Origin of the sequence: Gallintestinimicrobium propionicum (assembly GCF_025567525.1) — a bacterium.
Classification (GTDB): Bacteria; Bacillota; Clostridia; order Lachnospirales; family Lachnospiraceae; genus Gallintestinimicrobium; species Gallintestinimicrobium propionicum.
Genome location: NZ_JAOQJY010000035.1, coordinates 1 through 26478 on the forward strand (window position 1 = coordinate 1; position 26478 = coordinate 26478).

At 45.1% G+C, this 26478-nt stretch carries 31 protein-coding genes; 2 read left to right on the forward strand and 29 right to left on the reverse strand.

Annotation, left to right across the window (positions count from 1 at the left end; all coding sequences use genetic code 11):
• Positions 1-416: 416 nt before the first annotated feature.
• The 10 genes from OCV62_RS17335 to OCV62_RS17380 all read right to left on the reverse strand — a co-directional run bounded on the left by OCV62_RS17335 (position 417) and on the right by OCV62_RS17380 (position 8226).
• On the reverse strand, positions 417-2093 hold the full coding sequence (locus tag OCV62_RS17335) for a recombinase family protein (RefSeq protein WP_262588230.1): 1677 nt from the start codon (positions 2091-2093) through the stop codon (positions 417-419).
• A gap of 94 nt (positions 2094-2187) precedes the next feature.
• Entirely contained in the window at positions 2188-2340 is a 153-nt protein-coding gene (locus OCV62_RS17340; protein ID WP_022615777.1) for a transposon-encoded TnpW family protein, read from the reverse strand.
• A gap of 455 nt (positions 2341-2795) precedes the next feature.
• Positions 2796-3035, reverse strand: a complete 240-nt coding sequence (locus OCV62_RS17345) for a helix-turn-helix domain-containing protein (RefSeq protein WP_009255079.1) — start codon at positions 3033-3035, stop codon at positions 2796-2798.
• Positions 3032-3454, reverse strand: coding sequence for an RNA polymerase sigma factor (locus tag OCV62_RS17350; protein ID WP_077710151.1), 423 nt, complete (start codon positions 3452-3454; stop codon positions 3032-3034). The genes OCV62_RS17345 and OCV62_RS17350 overlap by 4 nt, the downstream gene beginning before the upstream one ends.
• A gap of 445 nt (positions 3455-3899) precedes the next feature.
• On the reverse strand, positions 3900-4631 hold the full coding sequence (locus OCV62_RS17355; RefSeq protein WP_262588233.1) for an ABC transporter permease: 732 nt from the start codon (positions 4629-4631) through the stop codon (positions 3900-3902).
• Between the two features lie 13 nt (positions 4632-4644).
• Positions 4645-5373: an ABC transporter permease gene (locus OCV62_RS17360; protein WP_262588234.1), complete on the reverse strand. Its 729-nt coding sequence runs from the start codon at positions 5371-5373 to the stop codon at positions 4645-4647.
• A complete protein-coding gene (locus tag OCV62_RS17365) occupies positions 5366-6292 on the reverse strand; it encodes an ABC transporter ATP-binding protein (protein ID WP_262588235.1) in 927 nt (308 codons plus the stop codon). Before OCV62_RS17365 ends, OCV62_RS17360 begins: the two co-directional genes overlap by 8 nt.
• Positions 6293-6429: 137 nt before the next feature.
• Positions 6430-7347 carry a sensor histidine kinase gene (locus OCV62_RS17370; protein ID WP_058965465.1) on the reverse strand — a complete coding sequence of 306 codons (918 nt, stop codon included), beginning with the start codon at positions 7345-7347 and terminating at the stop codon, positions 6430-6432.
• 5 nt (positions 7348-7352) lie between these two features.
• Complete coding sequence (locus OCV62_RS17375) at positions 7353-8045, reverse strand: response regulator transcription factor (protein WP_009255073.1); 693 nt, start codon at positions 8043-8045, stop codon at positions 7353-7355.
• Complete coding sequence (locus OCV62_RS17380) at positions 8038-8226, reverse strand: MerR family transcriptional regulator (RefSeq protein WP_032507306.1); 189 nt, start codon at positions 8224-8226, stop codon at positions 8038-8040. Before OCV62_RS17380 ends, OCV62_RS17375 begins: the two co-directional genes overlap by 8 nt.
• A 160-nt stretch (positions 8227-8386) precedes the next feature.
• Between OCV62_RS17380 and OCV62_RS17385 the strand changes: the two genes are divergently transcribed.
• Positions 8387-8764 (forward strand): helix-turn-helix domain-containing protein, encoded by a 378-nt coding sequence (locus OCV62_RS17385; protein ID WP_009255071.1) that lies wholly within the window; start codon positions 8387-8389, stop codon positions 8762-8764.
• 58 nt (positions 8765-8822) lie between these two features.
• Here OCV62_RS17385 and OCV62_RS17390 read toward each other — a convergent pair whose 3' ends face one another.
• The 16 genes from OCV62_RS17390 to OCV62_RS17465 all read right to left on the reverse strand — a co-directional run bounded on the left by OCV62_RS17390 (position 8823) and on the right by OCV62_RS17465 (position 23255).
• Positions 8823-9731 carry a conjugal transfer protein gene (locus OCV62_RS17390; RefSeq protein WP_262588236.1) on the reverse strand — a complete coding sequence of 303 codons (909 nt, stop codon included), beginning with the start codon at positions 9729-9731 and terminating at the stop codon, positions 8823-8825.
• A 16-nt stretch (positions 9732-9747) separates the two neighbouring features.
• Complete coding sequence (locus OCV62_RS17395) at positions 9748-10752, reverse strand: bifunctional lytic transglycosylase/C40 family peptidase (RefSeq protein WP_262588238.1); 1005 nt, start codon at positions 10750-10752, stop codon at positions 9748-9750.
• On the reverse strand, positions 10749-13124 hold the full coding sequence (locus OCV62_RS17400) for a CD3337/EF1877 family mobilome membrane protein (RefSeq protein WP_416822298.1): 2376 nt from the start codon (positions 13122-13124) through the stop codon (positions 10749-10751). The genes OCV62_RS17395 and OCV62_RS17400 overlap by 4 nt, the downstream gene beginning before the upstream one ends.
• Positions 13124-15574 (reverse strand): conjugal transfer ATPase TcpF, encoded by a 2451-nt coding sequence (gene tcpF / locus OCV62_RS17405; RefSeq protein ID WP_262588241.1) that lies wholly within the window; start codon positions 15572-15574, stop codon positions 13124-13126. Before tcpF ends, OCV62_RS17400 begins: the two co-directional genes overlap by 1 nt.
• Entirely contained in the window at positions 15558-15950 is a 393-nt protein-coding gene (locus tag OCV62_RS17410) for a conjugal transfer protein (RefSeq protein ID WP_005427021.1), read from the reverse strand. Before OCV62_RS17410 ends, tcpF begins: the two co-directional genes overlap by 17 nt.
• A 93-nt stretch (positions 15951-16043) precedes the next feature.
• On the reverse strand, positions 16044-16532 hold the full coding sequence (locus tag OCV62_RS17415) for an antirestriction protein ArdA (RefSeq protein WP_416822299.1): 489 nt from the start codon (positions 16530-16532) through the stop codon (positions 16044-16046).
• Between the two features lie 25 nt (positions 16533-16557).
• The gene (locus tag OCV62_RS17420; protein WP_262588245.1) at positions 16558-17052 is read right to left on the reverse strand and encodes an antirestriction protein ArdA; all 495 of its coding nucleotides are present in this window, start codon (positions 17050-17052) and stop codon (positions 16558-16560) included.
• Between the two features lie 127 nt (positions 17053-17179).
• The gene (locus OCV62_RS17425) at positions 17180-17401 is read right to left on the reverse strand and encodes a hypothetical protein (RefSeq protein ID WP_002570387.1); all 222 of its coding nucleotides are present in this window, start codon (positions 17399-17401) and stop codon (positions 17180-17182) included.
• 51 nt (positions 17402-17452) lie between these two features.
• On the reverse strand, positions 17453-18676 hold the full coding sequence (gene mobT, locus OCV62_RS17430) for a MobT family relaxase (protein ID WP_262588255.1): 1224 nt from the start codon (positions 18674-18676) through the stop codon (positions 17453-17455).
• A gap of 152 nt (positions 18677-18828) precedes the next feature.
• Positions 18829-20226, reverse strand: coding sequence for an FtsK/SpoIIIE domain-containing protein (locus tag OCV62_RS17435; RefSeq protein ID WP_262588247.1), 1398 nt, complete (start codon positions 20224-20226; stop codon positions 18829-18831).
• A 38-nt stretch (positions 20227-20264) separates the two neighbouring features.
• Entirely contained in the window at positions 20265-20642 is a 378-nt protein-coding gene (locus OCV62_RS17440; RefSeq protein WP_021390915.1) for a YdcP family protein, read from the reverse strand.
• Between the two features lie 21 nt (positions 20643-20663).
• Positions 20664-20978: a YdcP family protein gene (locus OCV62_RS17445; protein WP_262588249.1), complete on the reverse strand. Its 315-nt coding sequence runs from the start codon at positions 20976-20978 to the stop codon at positions 20664-20666.
• A gap of 112 nt (positions 20979-21090) precedes the next feature.
• The gene (locus OCV62_RS17450) at positions 21091-22158 is read right to left on the reverse strand and encodes a DNA cytosine methyltransferase (protein ID WP_262588251.1); all 1068 of its coding nucleotides are present in this window, start codon (positions 22156-22158) and stop codon (positions 21091-21093) included.
• 281 nt (positions 22159-22439) lie between these two features.
• Complete coding sequence (locus OCV62_RS17455) at positions 22440-22736, reverse strand: DUF3847 domain-containing protein (protein ID WP_005335898.1); 297 nt, start codon at positions 22734-22736, stop codon at positions 22440-22442.
• Entirely contained in the window at positions 22729-23070 is a 342-nt protein-coding gene (locus tag OCV62_RS17460; protein WP_005335900.1) for a DeoR family transcriptional regulator, read from the reverse strand. Before OCV62_RS17460 ends, OCV62_RS17455 begins: the two co-directional genes overlap by 8 nt.
• The gene (locus OCV62_RS17465; RefSeq protein ID WP_002304353.1) at positions 23067-23255 is read right to left on the reverse strand and encodes a hypothetical protein; all 189 of its coding nucleotides are present in this window, start codon (positions 23253-23255) and stop codon (positions 23067-23069) included. The genes OCV62_RS17460 and OCV62_RS17465 overlap by 4 nt, the downstream gene beginning before the upstream one ends.
• A gap of 482 nt (positions 23256-23737) precedes the next feature.
• Here OCV62_RS17465 and OCV62_RS17470 point away from each other — a divergent pair, with 482 nt between their 5' ends.
• Positions 23738-24544 (forward strand): helix-turn-helix domain-containing protein, encoded by an 807-nt coding sequence (locus OCV62_RS17470; RefSeq protein WP_008372835.1) that lies wholly within the window; start codon positions 23738-23740, stop codon positions 24542-24544.
• Between the two features lie 61 nt (positions 24545-24605).
• On the opposite strand, the gene OCV62_RS17475 is transcribed toward OCV62_RS17470, so the two are convergent.
• Genes OCV62_RS17475 through OCV62_RS17485 form a run of 3 tightly spaced genes read right to left on the reverse strand, consistent with a single transcriptional unit; the run spans position 24606 to position 26207 of the window.
• Positions 24606-25568, reverse strand: coding sequence for a DUF3658 domain-containing protein (locus OCV62_RS17475; protein WP_005335911.1), 963 nt, complete (start codon positions 25566-25568; stop codon positions 24606-24608).
• Between the two features lie 29 nt (positions 25569-25597).
• Complete coding sequence (locus OCV62_RS17480; protein WP_005335912.1) at positions 25598-25975, reverse strand: TnpV protein; 378 nt, start codon at positions 25973-25975, stop codon at positions 25598-25600.
• Positions 25935-26207: a helix-turn-helix domain-containing protein gene (locus OCV62_RS17485; RefSeq protein WP_002593556.1), complete on the reverse strand. Its 273-nt coding sequence runs from the start codon at positions 26205-26207 to the stop codon at positions 25935-25937. The genes OCV62_RS17480 and OCV62_RS17485 overlap by 41 nt, the downstream gene beginning before the upstream one ends.
• Between the last annotated feature and the right edge of the window lie 271 nt (positions 26208-26478).

A 26478-nucleotide genomic window follows, 5' to 3' on the forward strand; every position in this document is an offset into this window, starting at 1 on the left:
CGCTACTGGCGGTTGGTTAGACCTTACCAGACAGGCATTCCACCTGCTAGACTACTCGCCCTTGTCTGGGCGCACAATTCCGATTTGTTGTCATCTTCATTATACTTCATCGCCTATCGAAAAGATAGCGTATTTTATGAAACTTGTCGGCTGGGAACAACTTGCAACGCAAAGTGTCCCCAGATGGCAAGTCCACAAAAGGGTAGCTGGCTGCAGCCAGCGCAGGGGAAGTGTAGCGTCCCCTGTATGATTTGGAGCAGACCATGACTGCGGAAAATCACAGCCCTCCGGCGAGGAGCCTTCGGAGAACGCAATGCACCAACCTCTGGGTGGTGTATAATTGCGCCCTTAGTAAATGTGAGGGTTTGGTAAGGATGTTTTTAAGATTTAGGTTTCGCGGTATAGTATGTTGCGTACTATACCGCTTTTCCTTTCCACAAAGTGACCTTTGAGTGGTCGAATACTCCGATATGGTTATAGATAATTTCAATTTCCTGTAAGCGTTTACCGCTGCTCTTATCAGGAGCATGGACAATAATTTTGTCGATAAACTCATGTACAATTTCTGGTGTTAGTTCTGTAAGGTTAGTGTACTTGCGGACTACTGAAAGAAATTGCTTTACATCCACAGATTGTTTTTCTTCTTTCTGTAATTCTTTCTCTAAAGAAGTCTGTTCTTCCTGCAAAGTATGCTGTTCTTCCTCATATCCTTTTGAAAGTTTCATAAAGCGCTCATCTGAAAGTTTTCCACTAATATTGTCTTCATAAATCCGTTGAAAAATTTTGTCCAACTCTTGAATACGGGAATGGATTTCTGTAAGCCGTTTTTTCTTTTGCGACAGTTCTTTATTTCTTTGCCGCATATCCGTGTCCATTACCATCTGAACAAATTCATCTTCATAATCTGATACATAGCGGATAACTTCTTTCAGGTTTTCCAGCACAATTTGTTCGACTACTACATTACGAATATAGTGCATAGTACATGATTTTGAATTGTGCCGGTAATTGCTGCATACAAAATTATGTTTCTCTGCGCTCTGTGCCATTTGCCTATGAAATGTCATTTTGCTTCCGCAATCTGCACAGTAGAGCAAACCAGAGAACATAGGCATATCCCCCATTTTGGTAGGGCGGCGTTTTCCGGAACGGATTTTCTGTACAATCTCAAAGGTTTCCTTGTCAATGATTGCTTCATGGGTATTCTCAAAAATCCTCCATTGTTCAGGACTGTTATCAATTTTTTTGCGATTTTTATAAGACTTAACATGGGTCTTAAAATTCACAGTATGTCCTAAATAGTCCATTCTTTCTAAGATATGAGATACCACAGTCGCGCTCCACAGATACTTGTCAGGCGGAAGAACGGTTCGTGGCTTTTCCCCATGCTCTAACGCATAATAAGTAGGGCAAAGAATTTTTCTTTCCGTTAGAATATTTGCAATTCGTGTCGGTCCATAACCATTGACACATAAACGGAAGATTTCCCGAACCACTTCGGCGGCTTCTTCATCTATAAGCCATTCCTTTTTATTGTCAGGATTCTTCATGTAGCCATAAGGAGCGTGAGAACCGATATGCTCGCCTGCCATTCCTTTAGAACGTTTGACTGCACGGATTTTTTTGCTGGTATCCTTTGCGTACCATTCGTTGATTATGTTACGAAATGGGGTAAACTCATTCTCCCCCACATGGCTATCCACGCCATCATTGACAGCAATAAAATGGACATCCATGTTCGGGAACATAATTTCTGTGTACATTCCCACCTGCAAATAATCACGCCCAAGTCTTGACATATCTTTGACTATAACGCGTTTGATTCTTCCTGCTTCGACCTCTGCAATCATTCTTTGAAAATCTGGTCTGTTGAAATTTGTACCAGAAAATCCATCATCTACAAAAAACACATAAGGCTGATACCCATGTTCGATTGCATAACGCTTCAGGATTTTTTTCTGGTTAATAATACTGTTTGAATCACCCTCCTGTTTATCGTCTTGTGAAAGCCGACAGTATAATGCGGTTAATTCCTCTGTTTGATTCCCCATCGGATAAATGGAAGTGATAGTGCTGTTTGACTGCTGTAACATAAGTACCTCCTATCCGACAGTCAAACAGACAATGCTTTTACAACTTTATTGTACCGCATTTTCTGTTTCCTGTCTGCCTTGTTTTATCTCAGAATTATTGTTTCAAGTCATTGCGGATAAGCCTTTTTACTTTTGTTACTGCGTCTTCCTGCGCCTGTTCTTTTGAGCGAGATTTTACCACATAGCAGGTGTTTCCTATCTGGTATTCACGTATCATTTCAGGGGCAGGATTATTTGTATTTTCCATAAGATAACAACCTCCTGTTATTTTCTTTGAAGCAAACCGAACAGCTTTCGCTAAAGCTCATGGGAATCTCACCCCTGCATGGTTCTCATCCAGCCGTACCCTTTGCCAGCGGTGCTACATCATCACACGGACTAAGGCTGTACGGAAGTATCATTATCACGATAGAAGGTCATGGCGGCAGCTCTGCGGTAAGCTGCTTATGGAACGCTGGCAGGAATCGCTATCCGGTATCATCCCTCCTTTGGTGGGTTACGGCGTGCCAGCCCAACGGCTCTCTTTCTATCGAAACGTATTCGGCTGCTTTATGCTGCGTTGATTAGACGCTTTCTTTTTCAAGGAACAATCCGGCTTTGTCAGCCTGTTAAAATGCACTGGTAATAATGCACTTTAATAGACTGGCAAGCTCTGTCTGGGAAGCATGGGCTTGTCCATGCTTCCACAGGAGAGCGTTATTTTTACTTTGGTTCCCTGATTTCAAAAGATAAAATCTTTGCAATCAGACGTGTTTCCATCCGGCGGCGTAGGGTTTCATCTACAACCATGTGGGTGTTCCCGTATTCGTCTTTCATGGGACGCATGGAACGGCTGGCAATAAAACCGCTGTAATGGCGTACAATCTGGTTGACTGCTTCAATATCGCCGTCCGCAGCCCTTACAATCACAGGAAACGGAATCATAGGGTGCTTTGCTGTCATGCTTTATCCTCCATAAACTTTTTGATAAATTCCAGTCCGGCGTGTCTTCTTCTCTGGATGGTAGAACGGTTGACTTCCAGAATTTTTGAAATCTCCGTATCGTCAAATCCGAGGAAATAATATCTCAGGATAACGTCACGTTTCTTTCCGTCCAGATTTTCCAACGCTTCTGCTAACAGGCTGTTTTCAATGCGGACAGTAAATCCATCCATTTCAAAAGTATGGAAATAGGATGGATAGGTGTCTTCGGAAGAAAACAGATTGACGGTGTAATCGTCCATATCACAGAACAGGGTTTCCCGTTTGCACTGTCTGGACAACGCTTTGAGATAGTCTTTGCGTTCATCTTCCATAGCGACTTTACAGATGTAATCAAACTGGTTCTCTATGGTTGTCTGAAATTCAGATGGCTTCATCATTACTCACCCCCTTTCCAGCCTTGAAAGGGAGCGAGTTGATAGGAATTTCTGCTTCTTTCCCCCTTTTCGCTCTTAGTCCCGACAGGACAGGGGGTGCAGTTGCATTTTTGAATAAAAAAATACACCCATTTTAAAATAAAAATGAGTGCATAAGAAATAACAGTAGAATAAATATGACTTGTCAGTTCATATTCAAAGTCGGACTTCCACAGTGGGGGAGCTATACTTTTTTTAATGAATGTAACTTATGTATGCTGTACAGCAACAAAGAAATCCCCATAGTGGCAATCCTCCTAAATGCCACTACTCATTATTCTGTGTTATCGTTGGTTCAAGAATAGACAAAAAGAAGCGGCGGCTCTAAAAATCAAAGCCACCGCTTCAAAGGCGCGTGAAAATCTATCTGCGATACGACGGCTTTTTTTCTTTACCGTCGTCCGGCAGATTATATATCATTATGTTGTCGATTGAACACTTTAAGAAGAATAATAGTACCAATGAAAATAATAACCATGACGCTTGTACTTAATGCCGGATAATATACAACTTTTTCATCATGTGCATAATTTGAAAACACTAGCCCTGTCGTCATAGGGTATAAATTGATAAGGTTTCCGTCAGCAAGGAATATTCCGCAAAACCCATAGAAGAATGAGAAGATTACCCCAGACAAGAATTTGTCCTGCTTTCTCGTTGTTATAACAATGACTGGAAGAACTGCAATATAGCAACAGGTACTTACAATAAATAGCTGTTCAAGGCTTATCAGGCAAGAATTGAAATTTATATCTGCACAATTCATTATTCCCGCAATTACCAGAGTGACAATAAAACTAAAAATCCACTCAAAGATTACCAAACTATAGCCTACTATTAGTTTAGATAAGATTAACCTAAATTTTGAAACCGGAACAGTCAATATATTTTTTAATGTAAAGTCGGTATATTCCCGGTTAATAGAATATCCAACTACCAATGTAAAAGTGAACGGAAGAAATAAACTAAAATGGTTCCAGATAACTCCCTCTGAAAGCCCCGCGTAACTAACAACGCTGTTGTTGGTTCCAGCTAATTGAAACGCCGCTAAAATAATTGAAAAAAGTACAGATACAATTCCAAGCCAGAGAATATTGTATCGTTTATATTTCAAGAACTCTGTTTTTATTAGTCGCACCATTTCTAAGCACCTCCTAAATTTCCTGCTTGCTTTTATAAATAATCGCAAGCATTAGTGAAGCAATAGCTGTTAATATCAAAATACCAATACATGCGGGAGAACTTAAAAACCAGTCGTCTAATCCGTATGTTGATCCCGTAGTCATGTGAGGTAAAGCCCATCTAAAAACAGCCGACAGAGGGGATAATACGTTTGACATAGCAAAAACAATAGCAAAACTTGCGCTTGCATAAATAAACGATAGGATTATTGAAAAAATATATCCTTTTTTGCTAAGACATTCGATAGCGATAACAGGGAGTATGGAAACTGCCACCATAACGCCAATCAAGACTCCAAGCAATAGCCTGTAAAGAATATGGTCGGCACTACCTATTATCAATCCCCCTATTAAGGTTGCGGCATTTGTCGCAAGAGAATAAATAATGGAAAATATCAATATTGTAATTACTTTTGCAGTAATTAAGGCTGCTGTGGAAATAGGAATTGTGTTAATGTTCTTTTGGGTTCCATTCGTCTTTTCTGAAAAGAACAATATAGCTCCCAAAATTCCTAAAACCGTTGGTAATAATAAGAAATACCCAAACACTCCAATGTTCAAATAAAGCCAGTCAAATCCTAAATTGCTTTTAGCTGCAAATGTAGTCATAGGAATAGGAAACAAAGCGGCTGCAAAGATAGTTAAAAATATAAATTTTTTCCGCTTTAATTTAAGAAATTCACAATAGACCAATTTAAGCAATTCCCTCGCCTCCTGTCACACGCTTGAAATAATCTTCCAGACTTTCTTCACAAGTATAAGCCTGTGATACGGTAAGTCCGTTCTCAACAAAAACTGTCACAATCTCCCCGACAGAAATATCCAGATTATTCAAACGTAAATTATGGTCGTCCTGTATAGCAAAATTGCTTTCATGGAAATTACGCTCTAAAAGTCTTGCCGCCTGTGCGGTATCGGAAACAGTAAAGCGGATATGCTTGCTGCTTTTTGCTTCCAGTTCCGCAAGGCTTTCTTCTTCCAGTAGTGTGCCATGGTCGATAATACCAATGTCATCAGCCAGTAGTGCGATTTCTGAAAGAATATGACTGGAAATTAAAATTGTTTTTCCTCTTGCGTCACAAAGCTCACGAATAAAAGAGCGAACTTCCGCAATACCGATAGGGTCAAGCCCGTTGATAGGTTCATCTAAAATTAAAAGTTCCGGGTCGTGCATAACAGCAAGTGCAATCGCAAGACGTTGTTTCATACCAAGCGAATACTGGGAAAACAGTTTTTTGTCCTTATAAGGCAGTCCTACTAAATCTAAAGCGTCTTTAATCGCATGATTGTTTGGCACACCTCGTAAGGTTGCAAAGATACGCAAATTTTCCGTAGCAGTCAGATTAGGATAAAAGCCGGGGGACTCAATCAAGCTACCGATACGGGGCAAAAGTTTCTTTTCATTCCCCTGCAAAGCCTTTCCCCATATTTTGACTTCGCCGGAAGTAGGCTTTGTCAATCCAAGCAGCATTTTCATAGTAGTTGTTTTTCCGGCTCCGTTTCTTCCAAGCAGTCCATAAATTCTTCCTCTCTGTACATGGATATTTAAGTCAGCAACACTCTTTTGTGAGCCGTACTGCTTTGTAAGATTTTTTGTTTCAATGATATATTTTTTGTCCATATTCAAACCTCCTGTTCTGTAAAGTATTCTATCACTCCAATCTTGCATTAACCTTGCAACAACCTTGCATTAACCTTGCAATTTCAAATACAGCTTCCGAAAGTAATTAAGGCTCCCGCCATAAAGACGGAAAAGCCTTAATCTATCAACGGAAAAAGTAAAGTAAATTTAGTTCCTTTTTCCGGTACACTATCTGCTGTTATTGTGCCATTCATCTTTTCCACAAGCTGATGAACGATAGATAAGCCAAGACCGCTGCCTTTTTCAGCACGCCCTTTATCACATTTATAAAGCCTCTCGAAAATATGTTTCAAATCTTCTTTTTCAATGCCTATCCCGTTATCAGTTAATCGAATTTGCATATTTTTTTCCTGCTTTGATAGGAATATTTCTATTTTGTCTGCATGACTGTGGGAAATTACATTCTGAATAAGATTATTCAATATCCGCATATAACCGTCCGTATCAAGTTTTACTCGGAAAGGCTGTTCGGGAATATCAATGTTATAATCTATCTGCCTATCTTCAAATATAGGTATCCAGTCAATCAAAATATTTCGTGTTAGTTCCGCAGCTTCAACGGTATTTATATCCATAGCAAACTCATTGGAGTTTAATTTGAACCAGTCAAAAAGAATATCTATATATTCTTTCAAATCGTGAGCTTTACGACGGGCAGTTTCGATATAGTCGTCCTTGTCTTTTCCTGTGACAATTCCTCTATGTGCGGCGTCAAGATACCCAATAAGTGTTGTAAGCGGTGTCCGAACATCATGGGAAAGGCTTGTCATAAGCTGGCGGTTCGTTTCTTCTGCCTGCCGGACAGTAGACAGCCTTTTCTCATAAGATACAACAATCTCATTGATTTCATAAGCAAGAGGAGCTACCAGTTCATTTGTTGCTGATAAAATCCGCCTGTTTCCATTCCCATTTTTTACATCAGCCAATGCGTCTGTTATTTCTGCTATCTGCTTTTTTACACGCCGGATAACAAGGCAAGAAACAAAAATAGAAAAAAGTGTAATGATAATTGATAGAAAAATAATCGCTTCCATAAAAATCAAACCTCCTTGCTAAAGCGATAACCAATTCCCTTAATTGTCTGAATGTATTTGGGGTTTCCGGGATTTACCTCTAATTTCTTGCGAAGTCGGCTAATAATCGCCATAATGTTACTGTCATCATAAACATATTCTTCTCCCCACACTTCTTCATAAATCTGTTGCTTTGTCAAAATTTTTCCTTGATGTTTCGCGCAGTATAAAAGCAGGTCAAATTCCTTTGGGGGCAACTCAAAAGTTCCATTTTCCGTAATAATAGAACGATTTTCAAGGTCTATTTTCAATCCGTCAAATTCAAGCTGCTGTGTCATTCCGTCTGTTTGATTGAAACGGGTATAACGCCGTATAAGAGAAATAATACGGGCTATTAGTTCGTCCATATCAAAAGGCTTTGTCAAATAATCATCGGCTCCTGCGCGTAAGCCGCGCACTTTGGAAGCACTGTCATTTTTAGAGGTAAACATCAAAATCGGCAGACTGTTTTCTTTTCTGATTTCTTCCAGTGTTTCAAATCCGTCCATACCGGGCATCATAACGTCCAGTATCACAAGTTGATATTCTTTTTCTTTTAATTTTTGTAATCCCTCTTTTCCTGTATTACAAAAATCAGCTTCTATATCTTCTGATAAAACGCTTCGCTTAATCAGCGCACAAAGCTCTTTATCATCATCTATAATCAAAACTTTATTCATGGTGTAGCTCCTTTCCTTGTTTTGTTCTCCCGTCAATCGGTTTTTCCGCGTCCTTTGGTATCAGCCACATATATCCAAGTTTTGAAACACCCAGTATGCGGTTTTCTCTGCAAAGTACCTGTACCCGCCTTTCAGAAATTCCCCATTTCTTCGCTGCTTCGGGGCAAGACATATATTCCATAACACCCAAGTCCTTTCTACAAATCATATCAGTATAATTATAGTCGGGCATACGAATAATAGCAAGTGCAAGCATATGAATTATTATGGCTATAAATAGGAACTGTATAGACATATTCAGTATGAAAGAGGAACAGTAGAATGTATATGGGTGAATAAATATGGCAAAAAGACCAACAGCTAAATATGACTTTAAGGCTTTCGGACAAGCTATCAAAGCAGCGAGAACCGAACGAAAAGAGAGCCGTAAAAAAGTAAGTGATGAAATGTATATCTCACCACGTTATCTTGCTAATATTGAGAATAAAGGACAACAGCCGAGTTTACAAATTTTTTATGAGCTTGTAACACGCTATGATATATCCGTAGACCAATTCTTTTTCCCAGATAAATCAGCGGAAAAAGATACACAACGTAGGCAGCTTGATACACTGCTTGATAGTATGAGTGAGAAAGGAATACGGGTAGTCACCGCCACAGCAAAAGAGATAGCCGAAGTCGAAACAGAGGACAGGGGAATGTCCAGAACAGAATTTTAACGAGAAGACACATTGTAATCTTTCAGGAAATACAATGTGTCTTCTGCTTTATATAACTCTATTTCACAATCTTCCAGTTTTCCACGTTCTTTTCCAGTACAAGGTTAAACTGTGATACCTGTGTTGTCATGGTCTGGTTATCCAGATATTTCACTGCAAGGGAAGCTGTCACCTGATTTCCGTTTCGGTTGTAGACCGGATTTACCAGTTCCGAGAAAATATACTCTTTTCCCACAGGTTTCAGCACACCCTCATTTACATAATAGGTCAGTTCCTTTGCGGTTGCCGTAGGGTACAGCTTGAAAAAGGTAGTGAGAAATTCGTTGATTTCCTCTGTGGTGATGGAATCCACCGTACCGTCACTTTGTATCGCTTTTGGGGTGTAGCCGGATTTTACGGGAACGCTGGTAATGGTTGGGTTCTGGATAATCGTCAGGTTTCCAGAGCCGTCTACATAGACCGTCACCTGATAGGCGGAACGGATGGTTTTACTGGATTCTCCCTCTGTGATACGCTGTTCCACCGTATAGGTCACTTGATAATGCTGCTCCTTTTCTTCTGTGATTTCCCATATCTGGAAGTCAGTCAGGGCAGATGATACGGGGATGTCTTTTCGGACGGTATCTACATTCAGGGCTTGTAGCTCTCCGGTGAGATACCCTTTTAAAGCATTTGTCCGGTTGTCAATGGAAGCGGCGGACTGTTCCCATGAATAGTAGATTTTTGCGAAATTCTCCACAAAGTTTTCTATCTTGTGGGTGTCGAGGATTTGTTCCTCAATCACTTTCGTTTCATGGACAGTGTGAATGTCTATCGCCGTGAAATTCTTATAGACAGCAAACAGGAAGCTCACTGCAAGCAGCACCCACAGGGCAATCACGGTTTTCTTGTGGATATTGACTTTGTAGACTTTCAGCTTCTTTTCTTTCTGCTTTTTCTGGTTTTCCTCTTTTCTAATCTGAATCATATCGGTTCATCCTTTCTTATTGTTTGATTCGTCCGGCTCCGGCAAGGTGCTGTTGCCAGTAGGAGCCTGTCAGGTCTGCGTAACCAATGGGATTTCCGGCATGGTACATCCGGTTATTTCCCACATACAGCCCCACATGGGTGATATAGGTTCCGGCATTGTAGGTGGAATGGAAAAAAACCAAATCCCCTGCTTTTGCTTCGGACAGGGGGATGTGCTGCGTCACATTGTACTGTTCCTGTGCTGTCCGTGGCAGGGCGATTCCTGCCTTGCCATAGCACCACTGCACCAGTCCCGAACAGTCAAAGGAAGTGGAGGGGGAATCGCCCCCATACACATACGTCCAGCCCTCATACTTTAAGGCTTCGTCCATGATAGCCTGTACCGTTTCATTATCAAACTGTGCCACGGTCAGGTATTGCGATACCAAGAGGACATAGAACATATTCCCGTAGGAATACCGCCAGCCCCCGTTTTTCTCTACGGCAACAGGGTTGGTGTAGGTGACTTTCTTTCCGCCGGATTTGTCCCTTGCGAAGCTCTCTGCCAGTTCAAAGGTGTATTTTTTTCCGTGCCCTGCCACATAGTCTAGGAAACCGCCGCCGTAGTTGTAGGACTGAATCACACTGTTTAAGTCACAGCCCTTTGTTTCTGCCGCTGCGAGCAGTTCCGAGAAATACTTGCAGCCTTGTTTGATGGATTCCTCTGTGCTAAGAGAGTTCGGGGGAAGCCCCAGAGATTCCGAGGACTGCATAACGTCTTCCAGCGTGCCGCCAGATTCCACCTGAATGATGGCGAGCAGCACATTTAAGTATTCCTCTATGCCATATTCCCTTGCATATTTTTCCAGCATAGGTTTATGGGCGAGGACTTCCTGTGATACGCTCACGCCCCCATAGATAAGGTTTCCGCCGCTTCCTCCGTCTTCCTCATCCGAGAAGACAATCACCACCAAAAGGAGCAGGGAGAACATCATCACGAACACGCCGGAACAGGCAAAGAAAAGGTGTCTTAACTTCATGGTTTCTCCCCTTTCTTCTGTTTGGAAACCGCTGTTACTGTTTTTGTCCACTCCTTTCTGGCGGTGGTACGCCGGATGGTAAAGTTGGATTCTTTTACCACAGGGGCAGCCCGTTTTCGTTCCGGTATCACAAGAGCCGTATCATTCTGGACAGGTCTTGCCGGACGGGGAGCAGCAGGTGTAGTAGTTGTCTTTTGTCTTTCCTCTGGTTTGTCTGGGGAAGCCGGAGGGACTATCTGGTGTTCTGTCCTTACAGGCGGTGTCTGTTCATGGTGGATGGAAGCCGCTTTTACCACCGGAACCGAAGCCCGTTCTGCCACAGTTCCCCCATAAGGAACCTGTCCCTGTTCCCTGATGGATGGGGAAGCTGGCTGCATGGCTGGTTTTTCTGTATGAGCGGTATCTGCACGATTTCGGAAATCTTCTGGCTGCTTTGCAGTAACAGGGCGTTCATGGACAGGAGCAGTCCCTTTGGGTGCTTCGGAAGCTGTCTTTTGCGGTTGTTTTGCCTGTTCCAGTTCCGCCCTGCGTTCTGCAATGGTCTGTCTGCGGCTTTCTGCCTGTGCGTTCCGCTGTTCCGCTCTGGCAGTTCGGGTCTGGGTCATGCTGGAAGTAAAATCCCTTACGCCCTCTGATACCTGTGTTTTTCCGTGGTAAAGGGCGTACTTTGCATTGACAGGCAAATCTTTTGCCTGCTCCCGAAGCTGTCCGGCAGTATCGGCTATCTTATCTTTGGTATCCGCCACCGCACCCACCGCAGAACCAGCCCGTTTCCATACGGATTCCTGTTCCGGTGTTGCCTGTCCGTCTGGTCTGCTGTGGTCTGCCTGTGTCCGTTTGGAAGAGCCGGAGGTGGAAGCAGTTCTCTGGTTTGAGCCAGCCTGTTTTCCTGCGTGGTATGCAGCCGTTCCAGCCCCAAGAGCCGCCACGGAACGTCCCAACTTATGCTGTAAACGGTGCATATGGGCGTGCATGAGCATACGGGGTCTTCGCATGATACGGCTCCCCATGCTTTGGGAATCCCCACTCTGTAAGGAGAACATCCCCATCAAATCCCCCAGCTTGAAATAGATTCCGGCAAAGGTCACTATCTGCAAGAACGCCGTCAGGAAGAACGGATATTCCCCAGACAGGTTGTAGAGCATGGTGGAAATGCTGAACGCTACCGTGATAATCAGGGTGATTCCGGCTCTGGTAAGGATGGTATTGAACAGTTTCGTAATGGCACGCTTTGACATCCCCTCAAAAGAGGGAACCATGCTAAGGAGGAAACTCACAGGCAGGAACATGGCGTAGATGATAAAAAGCACCTGTGAGAAAATCATTATCCCTGTGAGCAGGAATACAAAAATGGAGATACCGATATTGAACATGAACAGGAAGAAGACGGTTCCCAAGCGGTTGATGGTCTTTGTGATGGTAAGGTTGGTGTTTTCCCTGTCTTCGATTTCCTCCACCACGATTTCTTCCCTGTCCTGCCCGTTGTTTTCGTCTGGGCTGGTTGAGATCAGGCTTTCCACACGGTCACTCCCAATGCTTTCTACATCCGAGTTGCCGTATTGCAGCAGGAGCCACGGCTGCTTGACCTGAATGGAAAACAGGCTGTCCCGTATCAAATCCACACTGTCTTTTCCCTGACTTTCCGAGTTTGGTAGCACTATTTTTGTGCCAAGGGTCAGGCTGGCATTGCTGATGTCTGCGGAAAATTCATTGATTTTCCCGATATAATCAGGGGCATAGGCGATAAAGGCAGCGGACAGCACGAACACCACCACGAAGTTCACAACGGCATGGATGGCTTTTGTGGTTTCCCGTTTGATAAGCCCTGTGTAGGCAACGTAAATCCCCACCACCAGAATGAGAATCAGCAGGAACCCGATATAAAAGCCCTCCGAGGATAAGCCGCCTGTGGTAACTCCTGCCAAGGTCTGCATATTTTTCCCGATAGAATCCGCCGTAGAGGAAATGAAGTCCAGTGAGTAGGCTTCCTGAATCAGATACCCTGTGGCGTTGGAAAGGTACAGGCTGATTGTCCAGATAAAATTTGTGATGGCATACAGCCCGTACATCACCTGTTTTCCGATACCGTCTAGCCAGTTCCACGGGAGCCAGTCCCATCCGCTGTCCACATAAAAATCAAGCTGGTAGTTGTCCAGAGGGTATTTGCTGTATTCGTTGGCAGCGTCCACCGTATCATCCACCAGTCCGGCAGCGTGGGCGGCTGTGCCAAAGACTGCAAGCAGCAGGAGGAGGAGCAGGAGTGCCAGAAGCACCCTGCCAATCACTTTTCCTGCCATCTTCCAAGACAAGCCCTTTTTTGTGTGATAGGGAACTGGGAATTGCTGTCGGTTGGAAGTTCTATGTATCACCATCATTCCACCTCTTTTCTTACGGGCGGTCTGGTATCAAAGGCATGGAACAGGTCTTCAAAGATAGGATGGAACTGTATCACACCCACACGCCCGTACAAATCACTGATAAGGCACTGCCCGTTTTCCAAGTCACGGAGCCGCTTCTGGTTGTTTTCATCTTCGGAATCTACCCCGAAAAAGGCGAGGGTCTTCTTGATTTCGTTGATGTCTGTGGAACGGAACGCAAATTTCAAGCCCAGATTGTTTTTCAGCTTTTCATCCAGCAAATCGTCCGTGTTCTGGGTGACAAAGTAAACGCCTGCGTTCATGGCACGTCCGGCACGAACCAGCTTCATGGAGAGGGTCTTGCCCTGTGCCACCTGTAAGAAGCTCCATGCTTCATCCAAATCCACAATCTTAAACACGCTGCGGTCAGTGTGGATGAAGTCGAGGGCAAAGGTGCTGATTACAATGAGCATTGCCACGGAAAGCAGCTCCATTGTGGTGTATTCTTCAAACGAGGTTTCCTTATCCGGCAGCACCAAATCCGCTACCTGAATGATGTTGAGCTGCTTTTCAAGGCTGATGGACTGTGTGACATCCCCATCCGAAAAGAGCAGGTGTGCAAAGTCATAGTCCGTAAAGGATTCGATATGGTCGGCTATGCTGGTGCTGATGGCGGTTCCCTCCGCCCGAAGTTCCTCAATCACTTTGAAAAGCCCCCGTTCCTCACTGTTTGTTACTGCACGGATGGCTTTCCGAAGAACAGGGAACTTCTCCCCGTCACGGCTGGAAATGCCCGTTAAAAAGGTCAGGATGTCGATTGCCAGTGATTCGGAATCCTTTGGGTTCTCCATAATCACATACGGGTCAAGTAAGCCCCTGTTCTGTTCCTCCGAAGTCAGGTTTACGATATTGATTTCATGGGCGATTTCCGGCAGGGTTTCTTTCCAGCGTCCCCGTTCCGCTTTCGGGTCAACAATGAGAGCCTGTGCTCCAAACAATACGGAATAATAGACAATCATGTTGTTGCTGAATGATTTTCCACCGCCGAGGGAGCCGACAAAAGCGGCAGCAAGGGCGTTGGTGACGGAGCCTTTTACACCCTGACTGGCAAGGGCAGGCTTTAAGTACACGTTTCTCCCTGTATCAAGGCTGTACCCGATATAAATACCCTCCGGTTCCCCCAACATCTGGGTTGCCCCGAAGCCAAGACCAGCGAGGAAGTCGCTGGTGACATACTGGATGTAATCGTTCAGATACCGTTTGCTGGCAGGGAGAAATTCCCCATGCAGCCCCAGCATATCCCCAAAGGGGCGAACCAGCTTCACGTTCAAATCGTCATAAAAATCTTTCACCTCGTTGCAGCGGCGTTTCAGTTCTTCCAAGTCGGGAGCCGTCACACGAACCACATAGGACAGCTTATACATGGATTCCTTACTCTGGTCTAAGGTGGATTCCAGCTCATTCACGCTGTCTAAAGCATCCACCACGTTTGTACTGGTTTCGCTGTCATTCTGCCATGCGTGGTTGTCCAAATCTTTCAGCTCTTTTTTCTTGTTCCGCACCGTGGAGAGGGCTTTCCGGTTTGTCACAATCTCCACATTCATAGAGGTATCAATGGGAAAGGTGAATTGCTGCTGCTGATAGTAAAAGATTTCCGAGGATGGGAAGTCCAGTTCCCCAACAATGCTGTTGATGGTAAAGTAGGCGGCATACACTGTCCCGTCTTCCTGTTCGATTTTCAGATACCGCTGGTTTTCCTCTATCAGACAACGGGTGGGTTTGATGAGGTCATAGTATTTCACCAGCGTTTCTTCCTGAAACCGCTTCTTCGGCAGGTAATACTCATAATCTTCGTAGGCGGTTCCGGTCTGCCCGTATAAATGCTCAATCAGGTAGCCAAAATCGTCCTTATCCAGCCGCCGGACTTTGAAGCGGCGTGAGATTTTACTTTCCAGCAGTTTTTCCATCTTCTGAAACCGCCAGATTTCTTCATTGCTCATGGAAACAAAATCCCCCATGAGCTTGTGGTTGACTTCATGGAGGAAGTCGGAAACAGCGGTCTTTGCTTCCCTGCGGAACTGTTTCATGGTGACTTCCTGCTCATTGACAAGCAGCTTAAAACCGATAAAAAAACGGTAGTCCACCTGATTTTCCCCTATCATGGAAATCAGGGCTTCGGTCTGTGCGTCAATCTTTGCACAGGCAACGTCCTTTAGCTTGCCCGTCACTTCCTGTTTGGAGCGTTCCTGTGCCGCCCGTATACTGGATTCGGTGCTGATTTGCAGGGCGTGAATCTTCCCGTCCCTGTTCTGGGCGATAAGCTGCCGGAAGGAATCGTGTACCTGATATTTCTGTTCGGGGCTTAAAAAGGAATAGTTGTAGGGAAGCAGCTCATAGTAAGCGAAGCACTCCCCGTCATGGTTGAACACAAGGTTATTTTCGATATATTTAATCGGATATGCCATAAATATCACTCCTTACTGCCGTGATGGGCTGTGCCGGATATTCTTTTTCCAGCTTCACGGGCTTTCCTGCATAGGTCAGTTTCGGGCGTACCAGATATGCCAGTACGGATTTCAGGAAGCCGTAAGGCTTTTTCCCGTCAAAGGTCTTCTGGCACATGAACCAAGTGAGGGCAAAGGGTACGCCGAAATATTTCAAAAATGCCCCGTCAATGAATGAAAGGGGAGGGAGGTTCCCCAAGAGCATCACTGCAAACACCGATACCACGAACCACGCCATCTGTGTGAACGTGATGGGGAATGGCAGCTTAAAATCATTGATGGAATAGAGTACCTTTTCCACCGACCAGATACTGGTATAGCTTCGTATTTTCTTCATATTGTCCGTCCTTTCTAAAAGATAGGGGCAGCAAACGAGCCGCCCCTGAATCAAAAAATCCGCCTGCATTTCCAAAAGGAGATATAGACGGGTTTACCGTAAGATTTCATATACGCCGTGGTTCGTGATAACAAAGGTTCCCTCCAATTCCATGTCACGCCCATAGGCTGCATAGTCGATATAGTTTTGTAAATGTGCCGGAAGTTCCCCAAGCTGTCCGCTTTCTTCCAGATAGTAGCGAGCCACATCCGCCATATCGTCACAGCCGGAATGGCAGATAATATCGTCTTCATGCTCACACAGTTCTTCGATACTGCCAAAGTAGGATTGCAGCTCTGATAGTTCCTCCTGAATGTACTCTGGTAAGTCCTCCACCATCTCACACAGGCGGTTGACTTCCTCAATGGGGGTATATTCGTCAATCTCAAAGGGCAGCTCATAGTCATGGATGGCGTATTCCTCATATTCATCATTCAAGCCGATACGCTCTTTGACTTCCTCAAAGTCCACAGGCGGCGTGAACCATGCCCCCACCAGTTCGCCCTCATTGTATTTGCCTAAGTTGGCAATGTAAATCCGCATTTCTTCCAAGTTCCTCCACCTCCTTTTAGCGGTAATAAAAGATACCATTGTCTGTAAACAGGTAGTTTTCGCTGGTTTCCAGTTCCCGACCAATGGCAGCGTAGTCGATATGGTTCAACAGGTCTGGATGTACTTCTCCAAATATCTGTACCTCCTGCACCAGATAACGGGCGAGGGATTCCCCGTCCTGCACTGGATAATAGCGTATCTGGTCTTTGTGGTCGATAAATTCTGTAAAGCTGGGAAACCACCGCTTTTGTATTACATCCATTTCATAATAGAGGGGCGTTCCCTGCATTTCCTGTACCATCCGGCAAAGGGCGTTGATTTCCCAGAGCCTAGTGTTGCCCTCCAATGGAAATGGCAGTTCATAGTCTTCAATTTCGATTTCTTCCTCACTCTGAACCCAAAGACGTTCCCTGATTTCTTCAAAATCCACAGGGCAGGAAAACCATGCCCCAGGATATTCCTCAAAATCTTCATGGTAAAACCGTGTGGTGTTCAGGATGTAGATTCTCATTTCCTCAATCAGTATCACGTCCTTTCTCTGTTAAGTTTTTGGGGAGTTACGCTCCCCAAGCCCCTAGTGTACTTCCGCCATGAAGCAATCAGAGCTTGCTCCATAACGGAAGTGTAAAATGGGTTCCCTATGCACCGATAATCTTATTGAACAGTTCCAGTAAGATGTCCTTTACACCGTCCGCATTGAATACCAGACCGACCGCGACAAGGGACACCACCAGAAAGCCGATAAGTTTGGAAAATTCCCTCTTAAATCCGAGGTACAGTCCAATCACCACGATTGCCAGCAGCACAAGGGACTGGGCGTTGGATAAAAACCAGTTGTAAAGATTCTGTCCGAAATTCATAAAAGCTCCTTTCTTTCCTGTAAGAGTTCTTAGGTTCCAAGATTGCCGCCGTTAAAGCACCACCTCCTTTGCAGCGGCGGCTTGCTGCTTCAGGATTTTTTCGTGTTTCTCCGTCAGCTTTGCGTGGGTGATGATGTCATGGACAATCTGGGTGTGATTCATCTTATCCAGACGGAGAGCCAGCTTTAACGTGGGGGCTACCTGATGGGAGAGCCAGTGCAGGGTGCGTTCAAAGGAATAGGGTTCCGGTTTGGTTGTCAGTTTCAGGCTTCCCCTGTGTTCCCCGATAAACCACTCCCATTCCTCACTGATACGCCAGTCAGAACGGGGCTTCGTATCGTCCCTGTCCACGAACCGGACATAGCGGTTGATGATTTGAAAGGCTGTCCGTTCTGGATTGTCATGTTCTAACAGGTCACGGATGGCGTAAAAGGCACGCTCATTTTTCAGCCGGATTTCAAAGCGGTTCTTTACCTCTGCGTCCGCAATGGGAATATCGTGCTTTTTGTACTGCTCATAGTCTTTTTCATAAATGCAGAAGTACACCTCACTTTGGAGGGAGCCGATATACAGGGTGTTCCCCATACATTCTTTTTCCTCACGCCGTACCAGTTCGCCGCTGCGGTAGCTTTTGAAGCTGCGGAAGACCGAGATACATTCCTCATTCCGGCACTTCTCTGTCAGATGGGGAATGTTCAGGATTCCCGTTTTGTCATTGATGGCAAGGTCAAGCCGCTTCATCACGCCGTCCTCCATGAGAACATCCATGAAAAACTCATACCAGCTTCGTTCCTGTGCCAGAAGATAGCTTTCAAACTGGCGGCAGCCACGCCCTTTCAGTTCCAGCAGCACCCCTTTTTCCAGTTCCGGCGATACCAGAACGAAAATATCACCCAGATAGTAATGCTCTGTGTAAGAGTAGAATCCGTAGTCTTCATGGATAAAGTAAGATAGCTTTAGCCGCAGCACGTCTTCCACGATATGCTTCACATCCGTAGTGGGGAAGCGAATCCGTACATAGTCAAAGAGCATTTCAAGGGGATTGTCTGGATTGAAGCGTTCCAGAGCTTCCGTGATGGTTTCCTGTAATGCTTCGGATGGGTGAACCTTGCCCGTTTCAATATCGCTCAGGTACGGACGGGTGATTCCGGCAGCTAGGGCAAGTTTTTGTTGTGAGATACCGTAAACCTCCCGTTTCTCTTTGATGTCCCGTCCCCATGTTTCTTCATTCAGTGAAAATCCCTCCTGTCTAAAAAAGCGTATGTCAACTTTCAGAGCCTTGTTGACATACGCCAGATATGGGGAAAATCCCTTGCGTACCGTGGGATTCTGCCCTGTTGTTTGGTTGTTGCCTGTCGATTTGTACCCCTCTGTTAGATACGAGGGGTTTCTGCTGGCGTGCCTTGCGGCACACCAGCCACAGCAGGTCAGTCCGTTTCTGCGGCTTTCGCTTCGCACGCCGCCTGCACTTCCTGCCTGCTGTCTATGAGCTTTTTTATTTCTTTGAGGAAATCGTGTCCTTTTGGCACAAGGGGCGTGTAAAATTCCGAGATAACGCTGGTTCCTACGTCCACATAGCCACGCCCTTTTATCTGCTTGAGGAAGAAGTCCTTTGTGGTTTCCCCGAACATCATCCCATAGCCCATTTCCGACATCCGCCCCAGAGCCACACGGAAATTGAACTGGTCACGGATTCCATCTCCCAGATACTTTGCGTCCGGACGCTGGCAGGCGAGAATCAGGAAAAAGCCTGCCTGCCGCCCAAGCATAACGATTTGTTTTAACTTGTTGAGGACAGCGGCGTTTTCCTTTGTGCCGAGCATTTCCATAAATGCTACATATTCATCAAAGATAAGGAAATGTGCCGGAAGCCCCAGATAAGCATAGTTTTCTCCTGTCCGGTAATTCTCCATGAGTTTCATGTCTTCGCTGCGTGTCATCATTTCTTCATAGAAACGGTCAATGCAGGCGAGCATATCTTCCTTTTTGTAGTACACATCCGGCATAACTGCCTGTAAATCCGCAAGGTCGGCGTTCTTTGGGTCTAACACGGACAGGATGGCGTTGGTGCGGAGCAGGGCTTCCATGAGGGTCAGGATGAAATAAGTCTTTCCGCCGCCGGTTCCTCCGGCAATGAGCATATGGGGGAGCTTGTCATACTCCCACCAGACATTTTCCATGAGCCGGAGCCTGCCGTCCTTTGCCTGTACGTCCTCAATGGAGATACGGCCTCCAATGGTATCATAGAGCAGGGTGTACTCCACATAGGAATCCTTTAATTCCTTATCCGTCAGCTCACAGTACAAGCCGCTTTCCAGCTTTTTCTCCAAGTTTAAGAGCTGTTCCTGATATTTCCCCAAGGTGATTTCCACACGGATATGGAGCAAGCCCTGTTTCATCCGGTAGTAGATTTTGGGAAAGTAAGTGATGGTTTCTTTGGAACGGCTGGAAGACAAGTTCTTGAAAAAAGCGCCCTCCTTTCTCTGCTCCGATTCATACCATTTATTTTCCAACACCATCCTTGCCAGCTTTTGGCGGTGGATGAGTTGCTTTACTTTGTCCCTGCGGTATCGCCAGAACAGAAGAACGGCTGTAAGACACACCAGCCCTGCCACGCCCATGCTAAATAACAGGTAAGGGATGTTTACATCCTGTACTATCTGGGAGAGGGACACTTCCTGCCAGTTGGTTCTGGCAATCTGCCGGATATGAAACAGCAGGACAACCAGCAGGAAGACAGGGAGCAGAGAAGCAAGGGCAGTATGAAATACAAGGTCTTTATCCGTGGGACGGATACGTTTTCCACGGGGGAAAAGCTGCTTCATGGGAATAATCCTCCTTTCGCGTTCTTCTTATGTTCCTGTTATTTTACAGGGGGAGCGTCTTTCTTCGGCGGCTGCGGATTCATGGCAGCCCCTTTTTTCAGGACAATATCCTCCGCCTTGATGTACCAGTCCACCTCTGCCCCTTGAAAAGTAGCCGTTGCCACGGTGTCTGCCACCGGATTGATAAGTTCCACCTCTGCGTTGTAATCGAACTCCTTTAACGGCACGCTGGCAGGGATGGAAACCTGAATCATACGCCCCTGTCCTCTGGATTTTAAGTCATAGGTACGCTCCTTGATTTCTTCTGATACCGAGCCGTCTTCATTCTGGAGGTGAACCTCACGGCGGAGGGCAGAAAATTTCAATGCCCCGAATGTTGCTTCCTTGTCAATCACGATTCCGTTTGCTAATCTCATAGTCTGATGTCCTCCTTTTCCTTACGCTTTTACCATATCGTCAGCGTGCAAAATGTAGTTGGTAAAGCCCCTTGTGCCGATTTTATAGCCCTCTGCGGTGATACGGGGATTGACGAGCTTCACACGTTCCTCAAAGTCAAAATATTTTTCTCCGGCTTCGGCAGGGAGGATAACTACAATATCATCTGCTCTCTGTATGTCTGAATACAGGTTGAAGCTGCGGGAGAGTACCGTCATGCGTCCGTTGATTCTTCTCTGTTCTGTTTTGTCTTCTCCGGCGAACTCCAAGTTGCCGAATGTCTTTTCCATGTTGGGGATAACGAATTTTAATTCCATATAGATGTACCTGTCCTTTCTGAAATAATATAGTTGGTTCGATAGCTTCTGTTGATGTTCCACCCGCCAACGGAGGAGAACGATTTTTCTCTGTCATACAAAACCGCCTTTCTTATTCATGTATGGTTTCTGCTATTCCTGCCATGATGTAATCAGCACACGGCAGGGCGATTGCGTTTCCAAGTGCTTTGCACCGTGCATTATCACTAATGGGTTGTCCTAAATTTCCATATGCCGTCCACCCCTCCGGTAATCCCATCAGGCGCTCACACTCAACCGGTGTCAAATTTCGGAGAACTCCGTCTTTTTCTTCTCCCTCATACCAGAATGAAATCATATTGACGGCTTTTGCCAGTAAAGTTGGAAAAGGTTCATCTGGCCGTCCGAAACTTGCGAGGAAAGCAGACTGGTTTCCTGATTTTGCAGCACTCCGCATACGCCGTTCCTGAAAGGGGCGGATGACGGGTATTTTCCCCCTTGTTTTATCAAGAGATATTCGACTGGCTCCGGCGGCGGGCAGCCCGTAGTCTGTGCAAGGCGGAGGAAGCGGGAACATATCACGGGGCTTAAATAGTATTTCTGCGGAACGCTGTCCTCTAAAATCTGCCACAAGGAAGATTCTCTTTCTTCGCTGAACAAGCTGGGGCTTTCCCCAATACTGGGCATCCATGAGCCGCCAGCACAGGTCAGTCTTTCCCCCTCGCACCATACCGGCGTTAGCCCATCCTCCAGTAGGAGGCATTGAAATTTCGGTATCGGAAAATGATTGCAGCACGGCTCTAAAATCCATCCGGTCATTTGAAGAAAACGCTCCCATGACGTTTTCCCAAACAGCGATAACTGGATATAACCCATTTGTAGCACACCTCATTTCTTCTATAATTCTGATAGCCTGAAAAAATAGTCCTGATTTGCTTCCGGCCAGCCCCTCACGCTTTCCGATTTTAGAAAGATTTTGGCAGGGAGAACCGAATGTAATAATGTGAACAGGAGGGATGTTCCCTCCGTGTATCTTTGTAATATCCCCTAAATGTTCCATGTCTGGGAAGTGGCGTTTTGTTATGGCTATCGGGGATTTTTCAATCTCGCTTGCCCAAACGGGAATAATTCCATTACGGGAAGCCGCAAGAGGGAACACGCCGATTCCGTCAAACAGGCTTCCTAATTTAAGGGCACACATAGACCGCCTTTCGTTTTACTTTTTCATGTGTTATTTCCATTTTTCTGCTCCTTTCCAGACAATAAAAAAACACCATCAATGGAAATCCATTCAATGGCGTTTGCTGTTGTCTGCTCATTTCTCAAGGTAAAGCAGAAAGCCCAATAGAAAAAGACGCAAATCTCAAAATGCGTCTTTTTCCATCTTCATATTCATTTTTTATAAAAGCACCATCTGCCTGCTGTCTGCAAAGCCTTGATTTTACTGGTTTTCTACTACCATCCTTATCAAAGCCTTGCTAACTAAGGGGTTTCCGGCTTCTCCCGTTCCAGCAGTTTTTTCAATATATCTTGCGTGTCCTGCCTGTGAAAAATGAGTTTCAGCAACAGCATGACATCATCGTCCGTCAGGCGTTCCGGCTCTTGCAGAAAACTTTCCAGCATACCGCCACGAGTACAGAGCCGGTGCGTCCGTTCCTTTCGGGTAAGCTGCTTCAACTGGTGCTGCAATGCCTTTTCATCATTGATGGCTTTCCGCAGTTTCTTTTCGCTTTTCTCCAACTCCCGGTTGAGCTTTCCCAGCTTTGAGGTATCAGGCAAGGGTAGCGCCCTCCTTTCCCGGTATCAGCACATAAATCCTGTTCGGTTCTCCCACGCCCTGACGCACCCGCATGATAAGTCCGGCGGTTTCCAGTTCATTCAAAGAACGCTTGACCGTCATGAGGCTGCGGGACAGGACTGCGGCAATGGCTGTGATAGGGAAGCAGACAAAAAGAATCCCGTTCTCGTCCGCCTGCCCTCTGAAAAGCATAGCGTCCAACATCCGGCAGTACATGACCTTTGCGGTGCTGCTGACTGGAAATCCTGTCAACGCTCTGGGAAATGGCATACAGGGCGGCAATGGTGTGTCTATCGTCATAAATTCAAAATTCATTCGGTGTGTTCCTCCTTTTTCTTTGCTCGTTTGGATAAATAACGGGGGCAGTCAATCACAACCGCCCGGAAGCTCTGCTTGCACCCATGCTGGCATTTCCGGCATAATTCGTTGTAAGTGACACGCCCCCGGTCATTGAGGTAAAAGGAAAGCTCATGCTTCCGCTTTTTGCTCATTCTCGGCATGTTACGTTTCCTCCCGTTTTCGTGTATGGTTTCGGGGCGATTTTCGGCAAAATTACAGCCATAGAGCCGCTTAAAATCTCCCGAAGTCTCAGCGATAGGGTAGACTATCTCCCTATCAAATTGTCGTGTTTCGGTATCATTTCGGTGTCAGTTCGCCAGTTCTCCCCGGTGTCGTTCCTCCCCTGAATCTCACAGCGGCGTATCGCTCCCTTTGGTACGCTCGTTTCGGTCAGGGTTCCTCCATATCCCTGCCAAAAGTCATGGCGCTACATCGCCGGGGAAGCATATCCCACACAGGCTGGTCATTCGATTGGAATAATCCATCGATGAACTACCTGTATCATAGAACATTTTTGTGCCCTGTGCCGTATATCCACAAAGTAGGAATCAGGGGGAAAATCAGAAATTTCCACGATTGCGGAAAGTGTGATATAATCCAGTTAAACGGCAGAAATAAAACCACCGGAAAGGAGCGTGCGCCCATGAAAGTTGCAACAAGCATACAGGAACGCCTTTGGGAACTCCGCAAAGACAAAGGCTTAAATCTGGAAGAACTATCAAAGCTGACGGGCATTTCTAAATCAGCCCTTGGCAGTTATGAAAAAGAGGATTATAAGGAAATCAATCATGGCAACCTTATCACGCTGGCAGACTTCTATGGGGTTTCCGTCGATTATCTGCTGTGCCGGACAGAGAACAGGGAGCAGATCAACACGCCACTGACGGAGCTGCATTTGAACGATGAGATGGTGGCACTGCTGAAAAGCGGTCGGATTAACAACCGTCTGCTCTGCGAACTTGCCACCCATAAGGACTTTATCAAGTTTCTTGCGGACATTGAGATTTATGTGGACGGGATTGCCACCATGCAAATCCAAAATCTCAACTCCCTTGTTGATACCGTCCGGCATGAAATTATTGAACGGTATCGCCCCGGCGAAGATGACCCGCATTTGAAGGTGCTGCAAGCCGCACATATCAGTGATGATGAGTATTTCAGTCACATGGTTCTGGATGACCTCAACCTGATTATCCGGGATATTCGGGAATTCCACAAAAAGGACAGCGAGAGTGCGCCCCAAACTACCGTTGCCGATGAACTGAAAGAAAATCTGGAAGCGGTCGAAAATTTCAAGGGCAGTCGAGATGAAAAACTGGTTATCCTTTACTGCAAGCAGCTTGGTATCAACTATAAAAACCTGTCAGAAGAAGAATTTCGCTGGTTCATTCGTATTCTCAAAAAATCAAAGAAAATGGGAACGCCTATCAGCCAGAGGAAAAAACGGTAAAGGAAAACCGCTGTTGCATGGTTTGTTGGATTCCATGTAGCAGCGGTTTGTGCTGTGGTTATTATTTCATTCGTTTTCTTAATATTCGGCGATAATTTGTTTCTCCCTTTGGTGCGTCCTGTATAATTTCCAACACACCATCTTCAAGCATTTTATCAATGCGATTGGAAATCCATACATCACTAATTCCAAGTTGATATTTTCCTAAAACATTACCTATGACAATAGCCATTTTGAATTGCTCTGGCTGTTCCGCAATTTCACGAAGAATGAAACTATCATATATATCTTCTGAAACGCTTTGCAATTTACCATTTAACATTGCACGCAAAGGTGCATTTTCATTTTGAAGTTGATTCCATTTCATAGTACAAGCTGAAAGAAATACAGGATTAGCTTTCTCTTGTAGAGTTATATAGTTTCCCCATTCGCCAGGAGAGACCTCGCCCCATGCTATTTTGGATGTCATAGTATTTTCTTTTCCATATTCCCATGTAGGTAACTTAACCAAATAAATTGTTGTCTGGCAGTTTAATGGTTGAAGTTGTTTCATAAGCCAATACATACCACAAAGCTCATCTGGATTATAGCTATACCAAATGCGAATTTCTTCCCCAGCTACATATCGTTCAATCACTGAGGTCAATGTAGTTTTAATTTTCTGTATTTTTTCTTCAACCTGATAATCTAAATCCTCTACAAAGCAGACAGACAGCATTTTCTTGAAAATATTTTTCCGCTGTTCGCCAATTCCATTATCAGAAATATCTCCCACACTAAGAGCCATATCAAAACAATAAACATCACTGCTCTTGCCTCCCAATGGAATAGCATTCTCCCAAGCAATGCGTTCTTGTTCCTGTGCTTGAAGCTGTGCCTTTTTCATTTCATCTGAAGATGGAACACTCCCGTCTTCGTGCCTCATAAATATTGAAACAGCACTTCCTCTATACTTTCCCTTGCCGTAAGTTTGGGCAATTTTCAAACTTCCACAGGCACTTTCACCAAATACAATTTCAATCATCTTATATACCTCCGATTTAATTGCTCCCGTTATGAATAAATCATCTCATACAAAACAATTTCTTCTGCCCTGTTGTGAATGTTATTGCAACGCTGCACCCATTCCATTTGTCGGGTACACTTCAATTCCTCTGTCACGCCCTCGGTAGCTTTCATCTGCTCCATGATAGTGTCTAACCGTTTTTGTGCCTGTTCATTCAGGTCTGCAAGATATGTCAACAATTCTCCGGTCAGTATCAATGTATTCAATCTGGCTGGGTGGACTTCTCTTAAATATTCCCGGTGCATTCGTCCGTACTTTCCGATAGGGCGGTGTTCCTCCGGCAGTTTCAAGCCTGGAATGTAGTAATCTCCGACAAGGATATAATCAATTCCGTTTTCCGTTATTCTTGGTTTCAATTCGCTCATGTTCCTTACCTCCTGTGGAAGCAGGCTCGTCTGGTACTAACTCAATCACATCAGTAATCTCACAATTCAGAGTTTCACAGATACGGGCTAATGTATCCATGCTGATGTGCTTTCCCTCTTTGCTCATGTTGGCAATCATATTTGTTGTCATACCAGCAGCAAGCCTTAAATCCTCTTTTCTCATATCACGCTCTAACAGTGTGTGCCAGAGTGGTTTATAGCTGATGTGCATATTGTTTTCCTGCCTTTCTATCCATACCACCGGGGCGGTTGCCCCGGCAGGAACTTTTCTCTTATTATAACACCAATCTTGTGAAATCACAATTTATTCTTGTAGCCTGCCGCTGATACCGTCTGGATTGTGCATTCCCTTTCTTTTTGTTCCCTTTAATTAGCCATGAACTGCTTCATGCCCTGAGATTTTGCTTATGTGTGATAAAGAAGTAATAGAAGTGTAAAAAATTTTGCCGTTCCTATCCGGCACATGAGGTATGTCGGATAGG